Here is a 19,324-nt window from a genome sequence, read left to right as displayed (position 1 = left end):
CCTGTAGCTTTATTAAACTCATTCATTATAGTCACTAGGCTCAATGGAATCAAGAAGAAATAGGTATCTCATAAGATTTCTCTTAGATCAGTATCCACTATAAAGCATCGACTAAGTCCATCAGTATTTCCATAGGTGTTTTTTTCCTACGACCATTAACCGTTTCGATAAGATGATAAACTTTTAAACGATTGTCGTTACTGAAGACAAAATCAAAGCGAAACTCACGACCGTTCGGTGCCACTGTATCAAATTTCGTTTTATATTTATCATGAACGGGGCTAACTGGAAATTTATTGAAGAGTAATCGTCGTTTCTCCCCTGCTTCTTTCAAACAGTTTTCTAGCTCCTGACAATAGTTATAAAACAGCTGATAGAGGTCTTCTTCTGAAATTCTTCTTCTCCGAACTAATGATGAAAAATCCGAAAAATTCCTGCGCGGGATGTCAATACTAAATGAGAATCCCTCTTGGTTGATTCTTTCTAAAAATGCATCTCTTGAAATCATAGAACTACTCTTTCTTTTATCAATTTGTAGTGAACCCTTATTGTTTCTATACACAGTCAATCCATTATGTAATCAAGCAGATCCATCAAGGTTAGTTTCTTACGACCATTGACGGTCTCAAATAAATTATAAACTCTTAGTTCTTGGTTCTTTTTAAAAGCAAACTCAAAGCGAAACTCGTGGCCATTACATGCAGCTACATAAAATCCGGTCTGATACTTCCTCTTATCCGCTACAGCTTGCATTTTCCGGTCTTCTACCTCTTTACAAAGTAAAAGAAAGATCTGATAGAGTTGCTCCTCAGAGAGCCTTTTTCTCCAAACTAATGACTTGAAGTTATTGTACGTCCACCATGGGATTTAGATATTGAAGGAAAAACCTTCCTGATTAGCTTTATCGATAAATGCTTTTCTGGAGACCATACCACTTCCCCTTCTATTGGAACATCGTTTGACTTTATTATACCACCTTTTATCCTTTCACAAAAAAAGCATTCCAAATGGAATGCTTTTTTCTGTTTCTTAATAGTATTCCCCTTGGCGGTAGTTCCAAGAGTTGAAATGATCAGATAAGTGCATCATGATCTTATCGATATCCAATCCTTTACGAATCACAACTGGACAAGTATTGACAGAACGGCTACCTGCTCCTTGTTCTGGGATGAGTTTTCCTTCGGCATCAACCATAGAGACCATCACACCTTGTTCATAGCGAGTTTCAATGGTCTTGTCTGGTTGGATAGAAGCTACATAATCATCGGCTTCGATAACCAAGTCCACGGCACCTTCGATGCGCTCACCGATTCCTTCGACCTTCCCGCGGTTTCCTTTACCGGAAGGGTTGGCTGAAGAAGCGTAAACCATTTTGCCTTCTTTTTCCCACATTTCTTTGGCGATTTGCTCACCAGCTTTACCAAATTTGATGACAAAGCATGAAGTTCCACGAACGTCTGTCATGAGTTCTTCACGTCCATCTCCAAAAGCTTGCAATTTTGCATAGGCATCTTCACGCCACGGAAGGATACAACCAAGCAAGATATCTTCATCCCAATGTTTTTGGTAGAAGGCTTCGATTTCAGGATTCAATTGCGCAAGGGCACGAAGTTCATCCATGCTTCCGCAGAGAACCACACCTGGTTTGTTGCGGTTGCGTTCTTTGGCTTCGAATTTACGTTCCAAGCCAGCCTTGTCACTGGTCATGATGATGTAGCCAACTTTGGTAGGGCAGACGATACAGCCACCCTCTCCTTTAAGAATATCAAATCCTTCTTGTGAAAGTTGTCCGTCCCATTGAATGTGTTTTGTCATAAGTCTCTTTCCTTTTCTATTCTTTTTAGTATTGTATCAAAAAATAGTCTCAAATTCAATATATTTTCAGAAAATTCGCAATTCGGTATACAATTTTATCATTGCCAGTAAGCTGGCCGGTTCTTCTCATAAACTGCGATCAAGTCTTCATACTGAAGCGTAATCCCGATATCATCCAAACCATTGAGCAATTTGTGCTTCCAATCTTGATCGATCTCAAAGCGAAACTCTCCAACAGGCGAGATGATCTTCTGCTCTTCCAAATCTACCGTCACTGGATCTGTCGGCTTCAAACTTGCCAATTTTTGACGAACCTCTAGCGGTTGGACAATCGGTAGCATGCCATTATTGAGCTCATTATTGTAATGGATATCTCCGAAGGATCCGGCGATAACGACTTTAAAGCCATAATCGGCTAAAGCCCAGGCTGCGTGCTCCCGAGAGGAACCAGCCCCAAAATTGTCACCAGTGATCAAAATGGTCGCCTTGCGATATTCTGGCTTGTTAAAGATAAAATCTGGATCCTCAGTATACTGGTCATCCAAATAGCGCCAAGCATACATGAGGTATTTCCCAAAGCCTTTTTTATCAATCAACTTTAAGAATTGCTTGGGGAGGATTTGGTCGGTATCAATATTATCGTTCATCAAAGGAACCGTAGTTCCTGTATAAATGGTAAATTTCTCCATGCTTCCTCCTTTTACTCGACTTCTGGCATTTGGCGCACATCGACAAAGCGGCCGGCGATTGCTGCTGCAGCGGCCATTGCTGGGCTACAGAGATGGGTTTTAGCCCCAAATCCTTGGCGGTCTTCAAAGTTCCGGTTGCTAGTAGAGGCACAGTGGACCCCATCTGGAACCTTGTCTGGGTTCATTCCTAGACACATGGAACATCCTGGATCACGCCATTCAAAGCCCGCATCCATGAAGATCTTGTCTAAGCCTAATTTTTCAGCGGCTTGCTTAACCGGACGAGAGCCAGGTACCACAATAGCAGTTAAGTTTGGCGCAATTTTTTTGCCTTTCACAAACTTGGTTGCCAACTCCAAATCGCTGAGACGCGCATTGGTACAAGAACCGATAAAGATATAGCCTAATTCAATGTCTGATGGTTTTTGGCCAGGTTCTAGATCCATATAATGATAAGCCCGTTCATCATTCATGTCGCGAATCTCTGGAAAAGGAGTCTCGAAGTCCACTCCCATAGAAGGATTGGTCCCCCAAGTCACCATCGGAGCAAGATCAGATACATCCATACGGATGACCTTATCATAAACGGCATCGTCATCACTGACTATAGTCTTCCAATCAGCTACTGCGGCCTCAAAATCATCTGGCACACATTCGCGTCCCCGGAGGTAGTCAAAGGTCGTCTCATCTGGATTCATGATCCCCATTTTGGACCCGAACTCGATCGACATGTTACAGATGGTCATGCGTTCTTCCATGGTCAAGCGATCAATTGCTTCTCCCCGATACTCTACGACATAGCCAACTCCACATGCAACACCGTAGCGCGCTATCAAAGCTAGGATGTAATCCTTTGAATAGATCCCTTTTTGTGGGGTTCCGGTAAATTCAACCAACATTTTCTTTGGTTTGACTTGCCAGATGGTTTGGGTAGCAAAGACATGCTCCACTTCACTGGTTCCAATCCCAAAGGCAATGGCACCAAAGGCTCCGTGGGTTGCGGTATGGCTGTCTCCACAGACAATAAATTTCCCAGGCTGGGTCCGACCGGTTTCAGGGCCCACCATATGAACGATTCCTTGCTTAGCAGAACCATGGGCAGCATGATCAATCCCAAAGTCCACCACATTCTCAGCTAATTTATCAATCTGGGCTTTTGAAATCACATCTCTAATATCAAAAATATTGACCGTTGGAACATTGTGATCAAAGGTTCCAAAGGTTAAATCAGGTCGTCGGACCTTGCGTCCTGCGTCCCGTAATCCTTGAAAGGCTTGCGGACTCGTCACTTCGTGGATGTAGTGTTGGTCCACATACATGAGTTGGGGTTGCCCTTCCACTCCTGTAATCACGTGGCGGTCCCAAAGTTTATCAAAGATAGATTTTCCACTCATCATCTTTCTCCATTTATCTTGTTGTTAAGAAATCCATTGAAGGATTAGAAAGAGGGCACCTGCTAAAAGAAGGCTACTGCCCCACCAGGTGGCTTGAAAATACCATTTCCGCACCTTGTGGTGAAAGAGATATCCACTTAGTAGAGCTCCGAATCCACCAAGCACCCAGCTCTCGAGTAACAGGACCTTTTCAGGAATCCGCCACCTGTTTTGGATAGCTTTTCGTTTATCTAAACCATAGGTCAGAAATACGATACTATTCCAAATAGCAATAACAACTAAACAGCGATCTCTCCAAGTCATCTTAGAGATTCCCAATAATGGCTGCAGTCATCTCAGCAGTAGAAGCCTGACCACCTAGATCTCGCGTCAAGATTCCTTGATTCAAGGTTTGATTGACGGCTTCCTCGATCATTTCTGCACCTGCTGTTTCTCCAAAACTGTCTCGGAGCATCATGGCAACGGACAGAATCATGGAAATCGGATTGGCAATGCCTTGACCTGCAATATCAGGTGCTGAACCATGAATCGGTTCGTACATACTTGGTCCTTGGTCAGAATGACTAGCAGATGGCATCACGCCTAGTGTTCCTGGAAGGACGCTGGATTCATCAGATAAGATATCTCCGAATAGATTCTCTGTCACTACAACATCAAAGCGGGCTGGATTGGTAATCATGATCATGGCCGCACTATCGACAAGCTGGTGCTCTAAGGTCACATCTGGAAATTCTTTAGCCACTTCTTCTGCCACTTGGCGCCACAATTTAGAAGTTGCAAGGACATTTTGCTTATCGATACTGGTCACTTTCTTACCACGTCCTTGCGCGATCTTGAAGGCTTGGCGCATAATCCGACGGATTTCTTCTGCACTGTAATCATTGATATCGCGCGCTGTATCTTCTTTCAAGATATGCTCTCCAAAGTAAATCCCACCTGTCAATTCACGCACGACCACAAAGTCAACACCCTCGATACGCTCTGGCTTCAAAGGAGACAAGTGTTTCAAGGCGTCAAAAATCCGTACAGGACGAATATTGGCAAAGAGATTTAATTCCTTACGAATAGCAAGCAAGCCTTGTTCTGGACGAACAGGAGCATTGTCATATTCCGGACTCCCGATGGCTGCGAGAAGAATAGCATCCGCTCCTTTAGCTACTTTGAGAGTATCTTGGGGAAGTGGGTGGCCAGCGGCATCAATCCCAGCACCCCCAAAAGGTTTGTCTTCTAGACTATAATCAAAGCCAATTTTGGGAGCAACGGCTGCGAGGACCTCTAGTCCAGCTGCCATGATCTCAGGGCCAATCCCATCTCCTGCAAGTGTTACAATTTTCTTTGTCATGTTCAGTTCCTCTTAGGCTTGTGGAAGATCACGGTAGGAGACAGCTCGTCCCATCTCACCCGCATTCTCTTTTTGAACCAGCGTGTTAGCATTGATATAAGCGATGGCAGAGGCTTTCAATACGTCGAAGTCCAAACCAGAGGCATTGAAAATCGTATCTGTATCAACATTTTCCACGGATACCAAGACACGGGCTTGGGCATCGATCCCATCAGTCACTGCATCGATATTGTATGAGGTCAAGCGAACAGTTTGGTTGAAGAATTTATCAATTGCATTAAAGATCGCTTCAACAGACCCTTGACCATTGGCAAGGAATTCAAGTACTTCCCCTTCTTCATTGCTGAGGCTAACCGCTGCTGTAATCGTTTCGTCTGCATTCGTTGTCAAGCGGAGATCGTTAAATTGGAATCCTTCTGGATTTTCAACTGCTGTACCGGCTACAAGGGCGCGGATATCGGCATCTGTGATCTCGTGTTTCTTGTCTGCAAGAGATTTGAACTTAGCAAACAATGGCTTGATGTCTTCTTCTGTGAAATCCAGTCCCAACTCATGCAGTTTTTCGACAAAGGCATGGCGACCAGACAATTTTCCAAGAGGGAGACTATTGCTCTTAACACCAACCAACTCAGGCGTAATGATTTCGTAGGTAAGAGGATTTTTAAGAACTCCGTCTTGGTGGATCCCAGACTCGTGTGAGAAGGCATTGCCACCAACAACCGCCTTGTTTTTAGGAATTGGAATACCAGAGTAACGAGAAACCAACTCAGAAGTGTTGATGGTTTCATTTAGGACAATCGGACTTTCAACTTGGAAATAGTCTTCACGGATATTGAGAGCAACCGCTACTTCTTCAAGCGCCGCATTGCCGGCCCGTTCACCGATGCCATTAATGGTTCCTTCGACACGACGGGCACCATTTTTAACAGCAGCGAGGCTATTCGCCACCGCCATACCTAGGTCATCATGGCAATGAGGGGAATAGATAATCTCGCGATCTGTCTTGACATGGTCAATCAAGTATTTGAAAATGGCACCGTACTCCGCTGGTGTCGTGAAACCGACTGTATCAGGAATGTTGATGTAGCTAGCACCAGCATCAACTGCAGTCTGTACGACTTGCAAGAGGAAATCCAATTCGGTTCGTGTCGCATCTTCTGGTGAGAATTCCACAATCTCAAATTTTGAGCGAGCGTAAGAGACGTGCTCTTTGATCGCTTCAAGGATTTCTTCCTTTGTCTTGTTGAGTTTAAACTCCCGGTGAATCGGACTGGTTGCGATAAAGACGTGAATTTGTGGATACTTAGCATCCTTCAAGGCTTCATAACAAGCATCAATATCTGATTTGACAGAACGGGCCAAACCTGTCACGGCTGTCTTGGTCAAGACCTTGGCAATCTCTTGAACAGCTGTGAAGGAATCAGGACTAGCTGCAGGAAAACCTGCTTCAATAGCAGAAATGCCCCACTTTTCCAATTGTTTAGCAATGGCAATCTTTTCTTTGATAGAGAAATTAACTCCTGGAGTCTGTTCGCCATCCCGAAGGCTGGTATCTAAAAATTCAACTTTACGCATAGGGTCTCCTCATTTCTATGTAGTGGATATAAAGAAAAACATCTCACTCGGTTAACCAAGCGAGATGTTTTTGCCCGCTTGGTAAGCCAAACAGGACTAATGCTTCTGCACTAGCCCTTGTACCTCAACAACAAAGCAAATTGAATAAACTTAGCTGTTTTCATGTTTGACTTTCTCCTTTGTTCAATGTCTTGTTTAGTATTTTAGCATAGGGAAAAAGCAATGTCAAGAATTTTCTGTAATATTCTGAATTTTTTGAATAGAAACAAAATAAAGCTTTCAGTTCTAGTTAGATTGAGGATAAAGTCATCTTAGAAACTTTCCGTCATGAGAAAAGTGCTAGAAACACTATTGTTTCTAGCACTCGGAATTATTGAACCTAAGGAAATTTTTTAAGATGATTGTGAATTCAATTTGAATAGCCTCTTTCGCCCTACTTCTTCTGATACAAATCAAAAACGATCTTGTCATTATAGAGATCAATGGTATTGGCCTTGACATAGATTCCAAAGTCATTGTCAATTTCTGGTAATACAATGGTGATGGTAGACTGTTTTGGTGAAATTTGGATAAATTCTGGAATAGTTTTATTCTTGCTCAAGAGCTGCAAAACCATCCTTTGTGGAATTTGAAAGGTTCCGACTGAAAAATCCTTCACCGTCAAGAGAATGTTCCCATTTTCCAATTTGGATGGTTGAAAGTAAATATATAAGGGATAATCCTTCCCTAAGAAACTCAACTGCCCTTCTAATAGGATTTGTTGATTGTCTGCATAGACCTTGTAGTCGGACAGCTTATATTTTTTCAGAAGCGATTTGATGGTATCATTGAGTTGATCTCGAGTCGTTGTCATGGTTCCAACTTTGACATCTTTGGTGCCAACTGCTTGATGAAGCTGGCTAACATCTTCTCTTGGCGTCGCTAAGCGTCCTTGCACAACTAAAGCGAAGGCTAAGAGAAGGCTGACCAAACCTAAAAATAACCATTTCCAAATATTGATTTTTTGAAGGAAGGGGACCTTCTCTTTGATGGGATTATTTTTGACTCCAAGTTTTCTTCGTGGCATTGATTTTCTCCAATATTGCTTGTTTCATCTTTTCATAACCCGTATTGTTGGGGTGAAAACCATCCTCTTCATACAGGGCATCATTGATAACGGTTGTCTTCCCGTCACTAATTTCTGACACACCCATTTTGCCATCAATTCCTTTATAGAGCAGATCATTGATCGGAACGAAATAGACCTGATCAAATTGCGCGATGGTTTCTTCCGTCGTCTCATTCCAACGATCGACAGCCGTCTGGATACTGGTTAATTCAGGAAAATTCAGATAAAGAGGATTGTAGATCCCCACTACATAAATGGGAAGATGGGGATTGTCCTTTCTGGCCTTTGTAATAATTTCTTTGAGGTTCGCTGTATAACTCTTGAGCGGCTTTTGGATATCTGATAGAGAAAAATCACTCAGATGATTGACAACGACTTTGCGCAGATCATTTCCGCCAACTGTTAAGGTCATGACACGCGCCTGTTTGAGATCCTTCTGAAGATCTGTTTGCTTCTTGAGTCGTTCTAAGATCTGAGCGCTTGTATTTCCAGCTACTCCATAGTTGACAGGCTGGTACTGGCCGTCATTTTCATTGGATAGGCTTTGAGCAAGAATGGGCACAAAGCCCCCTTGCTTGGTGCTATCCCCTACTCCTTCGGTCAATGAATCCCCTAGAGCTACATAAGTATAGGTGATTTCTTTCGTAGCCGTTTTGGGCTTGGTCATGCGAGGGGACGCAGTTGGTAGCAGAGCACGAAATAGAAAGACAAAGACAAGAAGGCTGGTTAAAAAGAAAACCAAGCCTTGCATCATTTTTTTAAGATTCATATGAATACGATCGCTTATCCTTGAAAAATCACTTGTCCATCACAGATAGTATAAGCAACCTTCCCTTTTAATGTTTCACCCACAAATGGGGAATTTCCAGCTTTTGACGCGAAATGATCCGATACCAGGCGATCTGCTTCTGGATCAAAGAGGGTCAAATCTGCTGGTCCATCCACAGCAATATAGCCGGCATCAAAATCATAGAGACGTGCTGGATTATAGGACATCTTTTCAAGCAATTGCATGAGGCTCAAATGTCCTGCATGGACCAAGTAGGTCAAACCAAGAGAAAGCGAGGTTTCAAGACCGGTCATTCCAGATGGTGCCTTGGTAATATCAGGAACATTCTTCTCATCCGCATGGTGAGGCGCGTGGTCCGTCGCAATCACGGAGATGACGCCTGACTTCAAGCCTTCAATCACTGCTAGACGATCTGATTCCAAGCGAAGAGGTGGGTTCATCTTGGCATTGCTTCCTTTAGTCAAGAGCAGACTTTCTGTTTTCGAAAAGTGTTGAGGTGCCACTTCTGCCGTCACATGAGCTCCTAATCCTTGGGCAAATTCCACAACCTTGACACTTTCTTCCTTAGAAAGGTGTTGGATATGGAGGTGAGCACCTGTCGCATGGGCAATCATGGCATCCCGCGCTGCCATTGAGTATTCAGCTACACCCGTCGCCCCACAAACATGAAAATGTTCCTCGGCAATGTTTTCATTCAACCCAAGGATGCCATTCAACTCAGGGTCTTCTTCATGCAGACTAATAAAGGTTCCTAGACGCTTAGCTTCTTCCAAGGCTTGGCGGACAACCTTGGTGCTTTGAAGGGGAATCCCATCATCTGAAAAACCAGCCGCACCAGCCTTAAGCAGGCCTTCAAAATCTGTCAGGTGTTGACCGTCAAAATTCTTGGTCACCGTCGCAACTGTATGAATGTGGAGATTTTCCTTGGCTGCAGAAGCTAAGACCTCCTCTAAGGTAGCAATATCTGAAATGGTCGGATTGGTATTGGCCATCATAACCACTCGGGTAAACCCACCCGCAGCTGCTGCTAAAGCACCCGTATGGATATCTTCTTTATGGGTTTGGCCAGGTTCACGAAAATGCACGTGCACATCGATCAAACCAGGAGCTACCACTAGACCAGTAGCATCAAGGACTTCTTGTCCATCCGTTGGGAGGTTCTCAGCGATCTCTACAATTTTCTTTCCTTCAATGCGAAGATCACAGACTTGATCCAAGCCAGTTTTGGGATCCATTACTCGACCATTTTTAATGACAACCATTGCATTCTCCTTTATTCATAAAAATCAACATGCGACTCTAACAAGCGGTCGCCGTCATAGCGAAACATTGCTGAAAAGAAGGGTTTATCCTCCAACAACCACTCGACAAAGGTGTGGTCCCCTTCCCAGGTTGGTTTTGAGAGGACTTGATCATAAGGCACCCACTCCAAGGTCCCTTCGTTACACTCGATCAGTTCTCCCTCAAAATCTGTTACCTTGAAGACATATGTATACCAGTCCAAATCTGGAGTGAACTCCGGAAAGGTAATGATCCCTTTTAAGACCGGCTTGGCTCTAAGGCCTGTCTCTTCAAAAATCTCACGCGCAGCACACTCCTGTGGAGTTTCTCCGCGTTCTAGTTTTCCACCAACTCCGATCCATTTGCCTTCATGGACATCATTGGGCTTTTTATTGCGATGCAACATGAGAAATTCTTTCCCATTGTCAATGTAACAAATCGTTGCTAATTGTGGCATTTCTTTCTCCTATCTTAACCAATCAATCGGCTCGCGTCCCGCCTCTTTCAAAAATTGATTGGTTTTTGAAAAGGGTTGGGAACCAAAGAATCCTCGGTAGGCCGATAAAGGACTTGGGTGAGCTGATTCAAGGACTAAATGTCGATCGTGGGTAATCAGAGGCTTTTTCTTACGGGCATAAGATCCCCAGAGGATAAAGATAACTGGCTCCTCCAACTCATTGACCACCTTGATCACAGCATCTGTGAAAGGCTCCCAAATTTGTCCTGCATGACCATTGGCCTGACCAGCAGGAACTGTCAAACAAGCATTGAGCAAGAGCACCCCTTGCTCTGCCCAAGAGGTCAGATCATGGGAGCGCTTCTCTCCGATATCTGAGCGCAATTCTTTGAGAATATTTTGCAAAGAAGGCGGCGCTGGTACATGATCCGGTACAGAAAAACTTAAGCCCTGCGCTTGATCCGGTCCATGGTAGGGATCTTGGCCTAAGATCAAGACCTTGACCTGATCCATCTCTGTCGTCTGCAAGGCCTTAAAGACCTTGTCACGCGGTGGATAAACCACTCCTTTGCTATAGACTTCATTCATAAAGTCATTGATCTGGTGAAAATACCCTTCTGGAAGATGGGACTTGATGGCTTCATGCCAGGGTGAATGCTGCATGGAAACTCTCCGCTATCCAATAAATTCTTACCTTCCATTATACCACATTTGGCGCAGATCCACTGGATAAAAAAGAGGCTGGACAATTGTACTGACCCCAAAAAGTTAGACAAATAATTTAAGTTAAGGATTTAGTCCTGTATTGCACAGGACTAAGTCCTTTTAGTTTTACCTTAATTCGTTTGTTGTTGTAATAGTCAATATAGTTTACAATAGCTTGTTCCAATTGGTTAAGTGACTTAAATGTATTCTCGTAACCATAAAACATTTCCGATTTCAAAATGCCAAAGAAGGATTCCATCATGCCGTTGTCTGGGCTGTTTCCTTTACGTGACATGGACGGTTGAATTCCTTTATCCTCTAAAAAACGATGATAATACTGGTGTTGATACTGCCGTCCTTGATCACTATGGAGAATTGTATTTGTGTAATGATTCTCAGTAAAGGCCTGGTCTAACATAGCTTTCACTTGTTCTAAATTTGGTGAAGTTGAAAGATTATAAGCGACGATTTCACTGTTAAAACCATCTAATACTGTTGATAAATAGAGCTTTTGGCTGCTTGCTGGAATGGCAAATTCTGTCACATCTGTGTAGCACTTTTCCATTGGTTTTGAAGCTTCAAACTGGCGTTGAATAAGGTTGTCGGCTTTCTTACCAATATCTCCTTTGTGAGAAGAATACTTTCGCTTCTGCCGGATTCTAGCTTGTAAATTGAGGACGTTCATCAACCGCTGAACCCTCTTATGATTGACCAAAAAACCGCGATTTCTTAATTCTAAATGTATCCGACGATAGCCATAATTTCCCTTGTGTTCAGTAAAAATAGATTGGATTTCAGCTTTAAGCCCGTGATCCTTATCTGGTTTTTCTAGCTGTTTCAAGTGATAATAGTAGGTCGAACGAGCGAGTTTAATGGCTTTTAGAAGAATATCTAACGAAAACTCAGTGATTAATTCTTGAACAATTTCTGTCTTTCTTCTTTCTCTTTTTCCTCCTTCAATCGGAGTTCTCTCAACTTTTTTAGAATGGCATTCTCCGCTCTCAGGTATTCATTTTCTGCTTGAAGACGTTCTAACTCTGTCATTTCTTCAGATTTCTTCTTTAGCTTGCGTCCCATTTTAGGTGCTCTCCCTCTTGTTTTCTCAACAATAGTATACCCATTTTTCTTGTATTGTGCCAGCCAATTTGGAAGCATTCCTTGGTTTGGAAGAGCATAATCAAGGCTTACACTTCTTTGTGAACGACCTTCAAGTAAGACTTTATCAATGATTTCTCGTTTTAGTTCAGGAGAATAGTAACAATTCTTTCCTTTTTTTACGATTTCTATTCCATAACGATCAATCAATTTAATCATGTACTGAAGATTAGAAATCTTTATCCCAAATTGATTTGAAAGTCGCCTAAAACTCTCTCCTTGCTTTCTTGATTCATATATTTGAACTTTATCTTCAAAAGTTAATTTCATAATAAAAGCACCCCAAAAGTTAGATTTTTCTGTCTAACTTTTAGGGTGCAGTTCAAATTTTGTCCAACCTCAATTTCTGCCTGTCAAACAAGCCAGAGCTTTTAGGTATTTTCTTTCTTGGTAAATCCTGCTAGACCGATCGAAGCGACTAGTAAAATTTGCGGTAAGAATTGGATGAGGTAGCGGGTCTTCCCTCCTTCAAAGATGGTTAAGAAGAGCAAGCCACCAAAAACCGCTAAGGAAAGGAAGTTAAAGTCATCTGTATCTCGACGTTTGAGATAAGCTCCAACCAAACCAGCTGATAGGACGATCCAGATCAGCTGCTTGACAAATTCATAATACCTGTACTGCGGGCGATCAATGCTGAGAAAATAGGTCCGCACCCATTTTGCCAGACCATTATTTTTAGTCAGGGGTGCATAGAGAGGATTGATAAAAGGCGTCTTCTCATACTCTACATCGCGGTAAAGCCAACCCAGGGTCCCTTCTGCTACCGTCAAGGATTGCTTGTAGTAGATATGCCCGATCAAACCGAACGGTCCGTACTCCTTGAGACGGCGCTTGATTTCTTTGATCACATTTTCTTTTTTAAAGAGGCCATTGTTGTAATCCGACCGCTTATCCTCATCAATATAGGCTAGCAAGCCCTCTTTCATATCTTCTTGGTTGTGCCCCATATCCGTCAAGCCCAGATTGATAAACAAGAGTGGTCCCTTAGCCAGCCCTTCTTGTTTCAAGATCGGCACAACTCTTTGATGATTAACCGCTGTATTCAATCCTGCAAAGACAAAGCCCGTCATCATGACCGTCACCGTAGCAATCTTTCCAAAGGCCTTCCAATTTCCTCTAAAGAAAAGCACAGCCCAAAAGGCAATCATGACAATAATGGTCGTTGGACGGATCAACATGGTCACGCCAGATAAGATCCCCAAGCCAACAATCTTCTTCCAGGAGATGCTTTCTTGGTTTTCCTTTAAGAGATCCAAGGCCCACCATAACTGAAGAGCGATCAAAGGAAGCGGCGGAATATCTGTATACATGGAATAGAAATAAGGCGAGTAACAGATCAAGCTCACATAGAAGAGATAGGCTAGATCAGCCGTTTTTTGATTGAAATGCTTCTGGGACAGCTTGTACAAGAGGACTGCTCCCAGATTGACATAGAGGATATTGAGAGCCTGCATGACCCACAGACCGCTAGAGCCAAATAAGACATAGAAAAACTTCTCGTAAAGAAAGAGCGGAATGTTATTGGGATTGCGACTGAGGTAGTTGGTTATGGAAGATTGCTTCAGAAGATCAAAAGCCCCTTTGAAAACAACTGCAGCATCCCGACGGATAAAAAGCTCCGCACAGACCATGACAATCACCTGAAAGACAACCGCTCCAAGCAAGAAGCCTTTTTTGTGCCGGGTCAACCAAGCAAAGGCACTCTTTAGCCCATCGCGTTTCAACCAGGCTAGCAGAAATAGCAATCCAGCACCTAAAATGGCTAGCCATGAAATCTCTCTCAGATAGATCACACTGATCAAGAACCAGTGGACCATCACTAGCAACATGACAACATGAAGCATCCAAAATAGAATACGTTTACTTTTCGATAACATAGGTCCATTATATCAAAAAAACAGCATTTCTGCTGTTTTGGACTGACTATCAACTGTAAAGTGCAAAGAAAAGTTGTTCTGAAATGTAATTTATAAACATACTCATTTTATCGAAGCAATTTTTAACTCTTAACCTTAACTAACAGACCTAAAATACTAGGATTAAAATACATACTAACCCAAGATAAATCCCAACCGTTAGAATCATTCCTATTTTATAGAAACCGACTAAGCCGGCATATCGTTCGACAAAACCGATCTGTGGGTCGACTGGATTATAAAAGACTGTCATGGGAGACCCGATTGGGAATATCATCCGCAAATCCAGATTTTTTCCGGCTCCAAGAACATAGGTTCTATCGAAAACATTGGCCTGCCTAGATTTGGAAGAAGTTTCCCTAAAATAAGCATAGGTGAATGTCTTTTGGTATCTTTCGCCCCCGACTAAATATTCCACCACAGGCAAGGATATAAGGAATTGATTTTTAGAATCAAAAGCAACGACTTCTCCCAGAACTTTTGCGGTTGATTCTGTTTTCACTTTTATTTCACGGCGATACAAGGTGTAAAAGATAAGCAGCATGATCAAGAAAACAAGGGTCAAGATTCCCAAACTAAGCCAGAATGTTGTTACTGTCATTTGTTTTTTACCCTTTCACATAAACTAGTTGAATTCAAACCACTTGAAAAGTCATCTTATTCTCCTCTTTTCAACCAATTCTGTTGCTGCGCTTTTTCTGCAAGATCTTTTGCTTTGTTTATATCTAGTGAGTTTGAATCTGATGGGGCATTGGATTTAATCTCTTCTTTTAATTCTTGTAAAGTTTGAACATCTTTCGGGGTTAAATTAGAGACTGTGCTAGATTCTTTTTCTGTCGAATTTTCTGGCACAGACTGGATCTCTCGATAGGTTTTGATTACTTCAGTTCCTGCATCAGTTGTCGGAAGAGGACGATAGAACATGAAAAAGCCCATAATGACAATCAGAAGAGCTAGAGCTGATACGAGAATCCCTTTCTGCAGATCTTCCACAGGTATTTTAGAATCTTTAGTGGATAATTCCTTCCACTCAGGATGTTCTTCCTCAGCTTCTTTTTTGGCATTGAAAACAGGATAAATCAAGGCTTGGTTCATCAAGGTCACTGCTCCCAAGCACATTAGTAAATATGGGATATGACGTGATTTACTAATGATCACTAAAATCCCTCCTGCAATCGCAATCAATCCAATGATGATATTGATAGTAAACCAGATGCGAACCTGCTTCTTCAATTGCAAATAATGTTCTTTTGTCATTTTTTCTCCCTTAAATTAGTTTTTATCTTCCTTTAATAAAAACAATTACTACTATCATACAGGATTTTACTTTGAGTTTCAAGTTAACCACCAACTAGTGAAAAGAGTATAAAAAAGAAGCGTTAGAAACGCTTCCGTCTTATTATTTTTCTTGCCAAGTTTCTTGGTTTTCTTTGAAACGCCGCAACAACTCTAATCCTTCGGAGGTAATGTAGCCCTGTTCTTCTGCTAAATGGATCAATTCTGTGTAGTTTGACAAGGTTTCGAGCTGAACACCAGCTTCCGCAAATTTCTTATCAGCTTTCTCCAATTGGTAAGTAAAGATCGCTACCACACCAAGGACGTCTGCTCCTTCACGTTTCGCAGCTGCAACAGCATCCAAAACAGAACCACCAGTAGAAATCAAATCTTCCACTACCACCATCTTTTGACCTTGTGGTACACGGCCTTCGATTTGGTTTCCAGCACCATGATCTTTTGGTTTACTACGGATGTAAGCAAAAGGAAGGTTCATCTTGTCTGCAATAATCGCTCCATGAGGAATCCCCGCAGTTGCTGTCCCTGCAATTACTTCGACTTCAGGGAAAGCTTCCTTGATTTTATCCACGAATCCATTCTCAATCAAGGTACGAGTTTCTGGATAAGCAAGGGTCACGCGGTTATCCGTATAAATAGGGGACTTGATTCCAGAAGCCCAAGTAAAAGGTTCTTCTGGTTTCAAATAAACGGCTTCAATTTTTAGAAGATGGCTAGCAATATCTTTAGCTAATGACATGATAACTCCTTTTTACGATTTTAATCATATACGAATTAAATCAACAGATGATTTAAACAACAACAGTACAGGTTAGTAAGTAAGTTAGAGAAGGTCCCATAGGACTTCCCGTAGAGCTACAAAAGTTCCACTTTTAATAGCGACACGTATTCCGACACTTAGTTGAAAGAAACGATATTTTTCTTTCCTCTAATCTAGTGAATAGTTTAGGAAAGGTCCCATAGGACTTCCCGTAGAGCTACAAAAGTTTCACTTTTAGTAGCTCTTACGCATTCCACTGTCTCTTAATTTCATGGTAAGCGTCCCATGGGTTTTCTGCTTGGATGATTGGGCGTCCAACGACAATATAGTCAGATCCAATTTTATGAGCTTCTTGTGGGGTCATGACCCGTTTTTGGTCACCGATTTCAGCTCCTGCTGGTCGAATCCCTGGTGTGACACAGACAAAGTCTGATGAAGTGGCATCTTTGATCAAGGCTACTTCATGGGCTGAGCAGACAACGCCATCCAAGCCTGCTTCTTGGGCCTTGCGAGCATAATTGACTACTGATTCTTGGACTGTTGTTTGGATGTTTTGGCAATCACGCATGTCTTCTTCACTGGTAGAAGTCAACTGGGTCACGGCTACCAACTTAGCCCCTTCACCAAGAGCTGCCTTGGCTTCGCGCATCATCTCTACACCACCGGCTGCGTGAACTGTCACCATATCTACTCCGAAAGTCCCCAGTACGGACATGGCTGATTTGACTGTATTTGGGATATCATGCAATTTTAAATCAAGGAAAATACTGTGTCCAAGCCCTTTGAGGTAATGTACAATTTCAGGACCAACTGCATAGAAAAATTCCATTCCGATTTTTACAAATAATTTTTCGTCTTCTGGAAAATGCTCTAAAAAGTGTTTGACATCCTCGAAAGCTGGGAAGTCAAGGGCGATAATAGGACGTTCTTCACGCATGGATTACTCCTTTTTTGATTGATCATTTTATCTACAAAAAAACCTTGCCCGAGGCAAGGTTACACGAAAATTAGGCAGGAACAACTACCATGATTCACCGTCTAGACCTTAGGAGCCTCTCTGGACTGCTTTAAAGGTTTTAATTTATTGTAGTACGATATTTGGGAAAAGTCAAGGATTTATAGTAGTTTTTCCCGTACATGTTTTCGGAAGTTCTCAAGTGTGTCAATACCATAGCGATCCATGACCTGTGGCAGATCTTCGATGATGCTTGGACAAGCATAAGGATCGGTGAAATTAGCGGTTCCAACTCCAATCGCAGAGGCACCAGCAATCATCATTTCAATGGCTGCTTCGGCTGAATCCACACCTCCCATTCCGATAATCGGAAGTTTAGTGGATTGGGCCACCTGGCGGATGAGTTTCAAAGCAACTGGGAAAACGGCTGGTCCCGACATACCTCCTGTGCCATTGGCAATGATAGGTTTACCAGTCTTGAGGTCAAAGCGCATCCCAACCAAGGTATTGATCATGGTTAAGCCAGTCGCCCCTGCATCTTCTGCTGCTTTTGCGACCTGCGTGATGTCTGCTACACTAGGCGTTAACTTGACATAGACAGGGACGGAGGACGCATCTAACGCTGCTTTCACTGCCGCATAGGCCAACTCAGGGACCTGCCCAATCAAGAGGCCATTGTTGCCATGGTCTACGTTTGGACAAGAGATATTGAGCTCGATGGCCTTGACATTTGGCGCTTGCGAGATCTTCCGCGATACCGTTGCATACTCTTCATTAGAGAAGCCAGCTACATTGGCGATAATCGGTAGATCTGGATAATGCTGGGCCAACCAAGGGAGTTTCTCTGCTAGGACCACGTCTACCCCTGGATTTTGGAGACCAATGGCATTGAGCATGCCTGCAGGCGTCTCAGCAACACGGGGCGTTGGATTACCAAAACGAGCCTCAGCGGTTGTCGCCTTGATCATGATGGATCCAAGCAGGTCTAAATCATAGTATTTGGCATATTCCTGACCAAAGCCAAAGCAGCCGGAAGCCGGAATAATGGGATTTTTCAAGTCTAATCCTGGTAAGGATACAGCTAATCGATTACTTGTCATACTTTCCTCCCTACATCACAATCGTACCGGTTTCAAAGACTGGACCGTCTTCACACACGCGCTTATTGGCTGCTTGGCTTTCATTTTCTAGATGCACCACACAGGCGTAGCAAGCACCCATCCCACAAGCCATACGCGATTCCATAGAAATGTAGGCGCGGGGATGGTCATGGAATTTGGTATTGACATATTTGAGCATGCCAGGTGCCCCACAAGAATAGATAGCGTCAAACTCCTGGTCCATCTGATCAATGACCGTAGAAACATAGCCCTTAGTGCCATAAGTCCCATCGTCTGTCGTTACAGTGACATGAGCCACCTGAGAAAGCTCTTCTTCCAAAATGACGGCTTCTTTGGTCGCAAAGCCGACAACCACTTCAACTTCTACCCCTTGCTCATGGAGTTGTTTGGCCACTTGGACCAAGGGAGGAACACCGATCCCGCCACCAATGATCAAGGCTTTCTGACCTTGGCCGAGATTGGTGAGATCAAAGCCATTTCCCTGAGGCCCCATCACGCTTAGTTTGCTACCGATTGGCAATTGGGAAAAGATTGCTGTCCCCCCACCTTCGATGCGGTAGATCAAGCGACACGTCTGTGTCTTACGGTCAATCTCAGAAATTGAAATCGGACGGCGAAGGAGCTTAGACCCATCAAGGACGCGGATATGAAGGAATTGACCTGGCAGCATCTGCGCCACCATTTCCCCCTTCAAGACCATAGAATAAATGCGGGGAGCGATCTCTTCTTGGGCGACGAGCTCCATCTCCTCCATCATGATTTTGCCAAAGCGTTTTTTACAACTGTCACTGACCATTGGTTTCCTCTTCTTTCTTCCAGCAAAAAAGACCTCGCAAAAGCAAGGCCCTACAAATGATCAGCTAGACACAGTCTGCTGATCTTTATTCCGTCTTTCCTTGCAGGCCTCTCTGGACCTCTTAAAGGTTAAATTTGTCTCATTATATCGCGCTCCTTCTCGCTTGTCAAGT

Annotated in this window: 21 protein-coding genes; all 21 read right to left on the bottom strand. The window is 43.1% G+C overall.

Annotation, left to right across the window (positions count from 1 at the left end):
• Positions 1–97: 97 nt before the first annotated feature.
• The 21 genes from TZ97_RS03425 to TZ97_RS03320 all read right to left on the bottom strand — a co-directional run bounded on the left by TZ97_RS03425 (position 98) and on the right by TZ97_RS03320 (position 19,152).
• Positions 98–508 carry a hypothetical protein gene (locus TZ97_RS03425; RefSeq protein WP_045759388.1) on the bottom strand — a complete coding sequence of 137 codons (411 nt, stop codon included), beginning with the start codon at positions 506–508 and terminating at the stop codon, positions 98–100.
• Between the two features lie 56 nt (positions 509–564).
• Positions 565–753 (bottom strand): hypothetical protein, encoded by a 189-nt coding sequence (locus TZ97_RS10890; RefSeq protein ID WP_021153119.1) that lies wholly within the window; start codon positions 751–753, stop codon positions 565–567.
• A 276-nt stretch (positions 754–1,029) separates the two neighbouring features.
• Positions 1,030–1,815 carry an L-threonylcarbamoyladenylate synthase gene (locus tag TZ97_RS03415; RefSeq protein ID WP_003003291.1) on the bottom strand — a complete coding sequence of 262 codons (786 nt, stop codon included), beginning with the start codon at positions 1,813–1,815 and terminating at the stop codon, positions 1,030–1,032.
• A gap of 98 nt (positions 1,816–1,913) precedes the next feature.
• Positions 1,914–2,504, bottom strand: a complete 591-nt coding sequence (leuD, locus tag TZ97_RS03410) for a 3-isopropylmalate dehydratase small subunit (RefSeq protein WP_045759387.1) — start codon at positions 2,502–2,504, stop codon at positions 1,914–1,916.
• Between the two features lie 11 nt (positions 2,505–2,515).
• Positions 2,516–3,898 (bottom strand): 3-isopropylmalate dehydratase large subunit, encoded by a 1,383-nt coding sequence (gene leuC / locus TZ97_RS03405; RefSeq protein WP_045759386.1) that lies wholly within the window; start codon positions 3,896–3,898, stop codon positions 2,516–2,518.
• 24 nt (positions 3,899–3,922) lie between these two features.
• Positions 3,923–4,201 carry a DUF1294 domain-containing protein gene (locus tag TZ97_RS03400; RefSeq protein WP_045759385.1) on the bottom strand — a complete coding sequence of 93 codons (279 nt, stop codon included), beginning with the start codon at positions 4,199–4,201 and terminating at the stop codon, positions 3,923–3,925.
• A gap of 1 nt (position 4,202) precedes the next feature.
• Positions 4,203–5,240, bottom strand: a complete 1,038-nt coding sequence (gene leuB / locus TZ97_RS03395) for a 3-isopropylmalate dehydrogenase (RefSeq protein ID WP_031576974.1) — start codon at positions 5,238–5,240, stop codon at positions 4,203–4,205.
• 12 nt (positions 5,241–5,252) lie between these two features.
• Positions 5,253–6,815 carry a 2-isopropylmalate synthase gene (locus TZ97_RS03390; protein ID WP_045759384.1) on the bottom strand — a complete coding sequence of 521 codons (1,563 nt, stop codon included), beginning with the start codon at positions 6,813–6,815 and terminating at the stop codon, positions 5,253–5,255.
• 433 nt (positions 6,816–7,248) lie between these two features.
• On the bottom strand, positions 7,249–7,881 hold the full coding sequence (locus TZ97_RS03385; RefSeq protein WP_045759383.1) for a YpmS family protein: 633 nt from the start codon (positions 7,879–7,881) through the stop codon (positions 7,249–7,251).
• Positions 7,850–8,692, bottom strand: coding sequence for an SGNH/GDSL hydrolase family protein (locus TZ97_RS03380; protein WP_045759382.1), 843 nt, complete (start codon positions 8,690–8,692; stop codon positions 7,850–7,852). Before TZ97_RS03380 ends, TZ97_RS03385 begins: the two co-directional genes overlap by 32 nt.
• A gap of 14 nt (positions 8,693–8,706) precedes the next feature.
• Positions 8,707–9,975, bottom strand: a complete 1,269-nt coding sequence (locus TZ97_RS03375) for a dihydroorotase (protein WP_045759381.1) — start codon at positions 9,973–9,975, stop codon at positions 8,707–8,709.
• Between the two features lie 11 nt (positions 9,976–9,986).
• A complete protein-coding gene (locus TZ97_RS03370; RefSeq protein WP_003003493.1) occupies positions 9,987–10,451 on the bottom strand; it encodes an NUDIX hydrolase in 465 nt (154 codons plus the stop codon).
• A 9-nt stretch (positions 10,452–10,460) separates the two neighbouring features.
• Positions 10,461–11,114: a uracil-DNA glycosylase gene (locus TZ97_RS03365; protein ID WP_045759380.1), complete on the bottom strand. Its 654-nt coding sequence runs from the start codon at positions 11,112–11,114 to the stop codon at positions 10,461–10,463.
• A 118-nt stretch (positions 11,115–11,232) separates the two neighbouring features.
• Positions 11,233–12,581, bottom strand: a protein-coding gene (locus tag TZ97_RS10165) for an IS3 family transposase (RefSeq protein WP_152620211.1) whose coding sequence is annotated in 2 segments (ribosomal slippage) — positions 11,233–12,140 and positions 12,140–12,581 — 1,350 coding nt in all. Because the reading frame shifts where the segments join, the coding sequence is not laid out codon by codon here.
• 101 nt (positions 12,582–12,682) lie between these two features.
• Positions 12,683–14,188 carry a glycosyltransferase family 39 protein gene (locus TZ97_RS03350; RefSeq protein ID WP_045759378.1) on the bottom strand — a complete coding sequence of 502 codons (1,506 nt, stop codon included), beginning with the start codon at positions 14,186–14,188 and terminating at the stop codon, positions 12,683–12,685.
• A 148-nt stretch (positions 14,189–14,336) separates the two neighbouring features.
• A complete protein-coding gene (locus TZ97_RS03345; protein WP_045759377.1) occupies positions 14,337–14,828 on the bottom strand; it encodes a DUF3592 domain-containing protein in 492 nt (163 codons plus the stop codon).
• Between the two features lie 56 nt (positions 14,829–14,884).
• Positions 14,885–15,484 (bottom strand): hypothetical protein, encoded by a 600-nt coding sequence (locus TZ97_RS03340; RefSeq protein WP_045759376.1) that lies wholly within the window; start codon positions 15,482–15,484, stop codon positions 14,885–14,887.
• A gap of 142 nt (positions 15,485–15,626) precedes the next feature.
• Complete coding sequence (gene pyrE / locus TZ97_RS03335) at positions 15,627–16,259, bottom strand: orotate phosphoribosyltransferase (protein WP_045759375.1); 633 nt, start codon at positions 16,257–16,259, stop codon at positions 15,627–15,629.
• A 265-nt stretch (positions 16,260–16,524) separates the two neighbouring features.
• Positions 16,525–17,217, bottom strand: a complete 693-nt coding sequence (gene pyrF / locus TZ97_RS03330) for an orotidine-5'-phosphate decarboxylase (RefSeq protein ID WP_003003278.1) — start codon at positions 17,215–17,217, stop codon at positions 16,525–16,527.
• 179 nt (positions 17,218–17,396) lie between these two features.
• The gene (locus TZ97_RS03325; RefSeq protein ID WP_045759374.1) at positions 17,397–18,335 is read right to left on the bottom strand and encodes a dihydroorotate dehydrogenase; all 939 of its coding nucleotides are present in this window, start codon (positions 18,333–18,335) and stop codon (positions 17,397–17,399) included.
• 10 nt (positions 18,336–18,345) lie between these two features.
• Positions 18,346–19,152 (bottom strand): dihydroorotate dehydrogenase electron transfer subunit, encoded by an 807-nt coding sequence (locus TZ97_RS03320; protein ID WP_045759373.1) that lies wholly within the window; start codon positions 19,150–19,152, stop codon positions 18,346–18,348.
• Between the last annotated feature and the right edge of the window lie 172 nt (positions 19,153–19,324).

It is taken from the genome of Streptococcus parasanguinis, from assembly GCF_000963275.1.
GTDB classification, from domain to species: domain Bacteria; phylum Bacillota; class Bacilli; order Lactobacillales; family Streptococcaceae; genus Streptococcus; species Streptococcus parasanguinis_B.
This window is presented reverse-complemented; position numbering and strand designations above follow the sequence as displayed.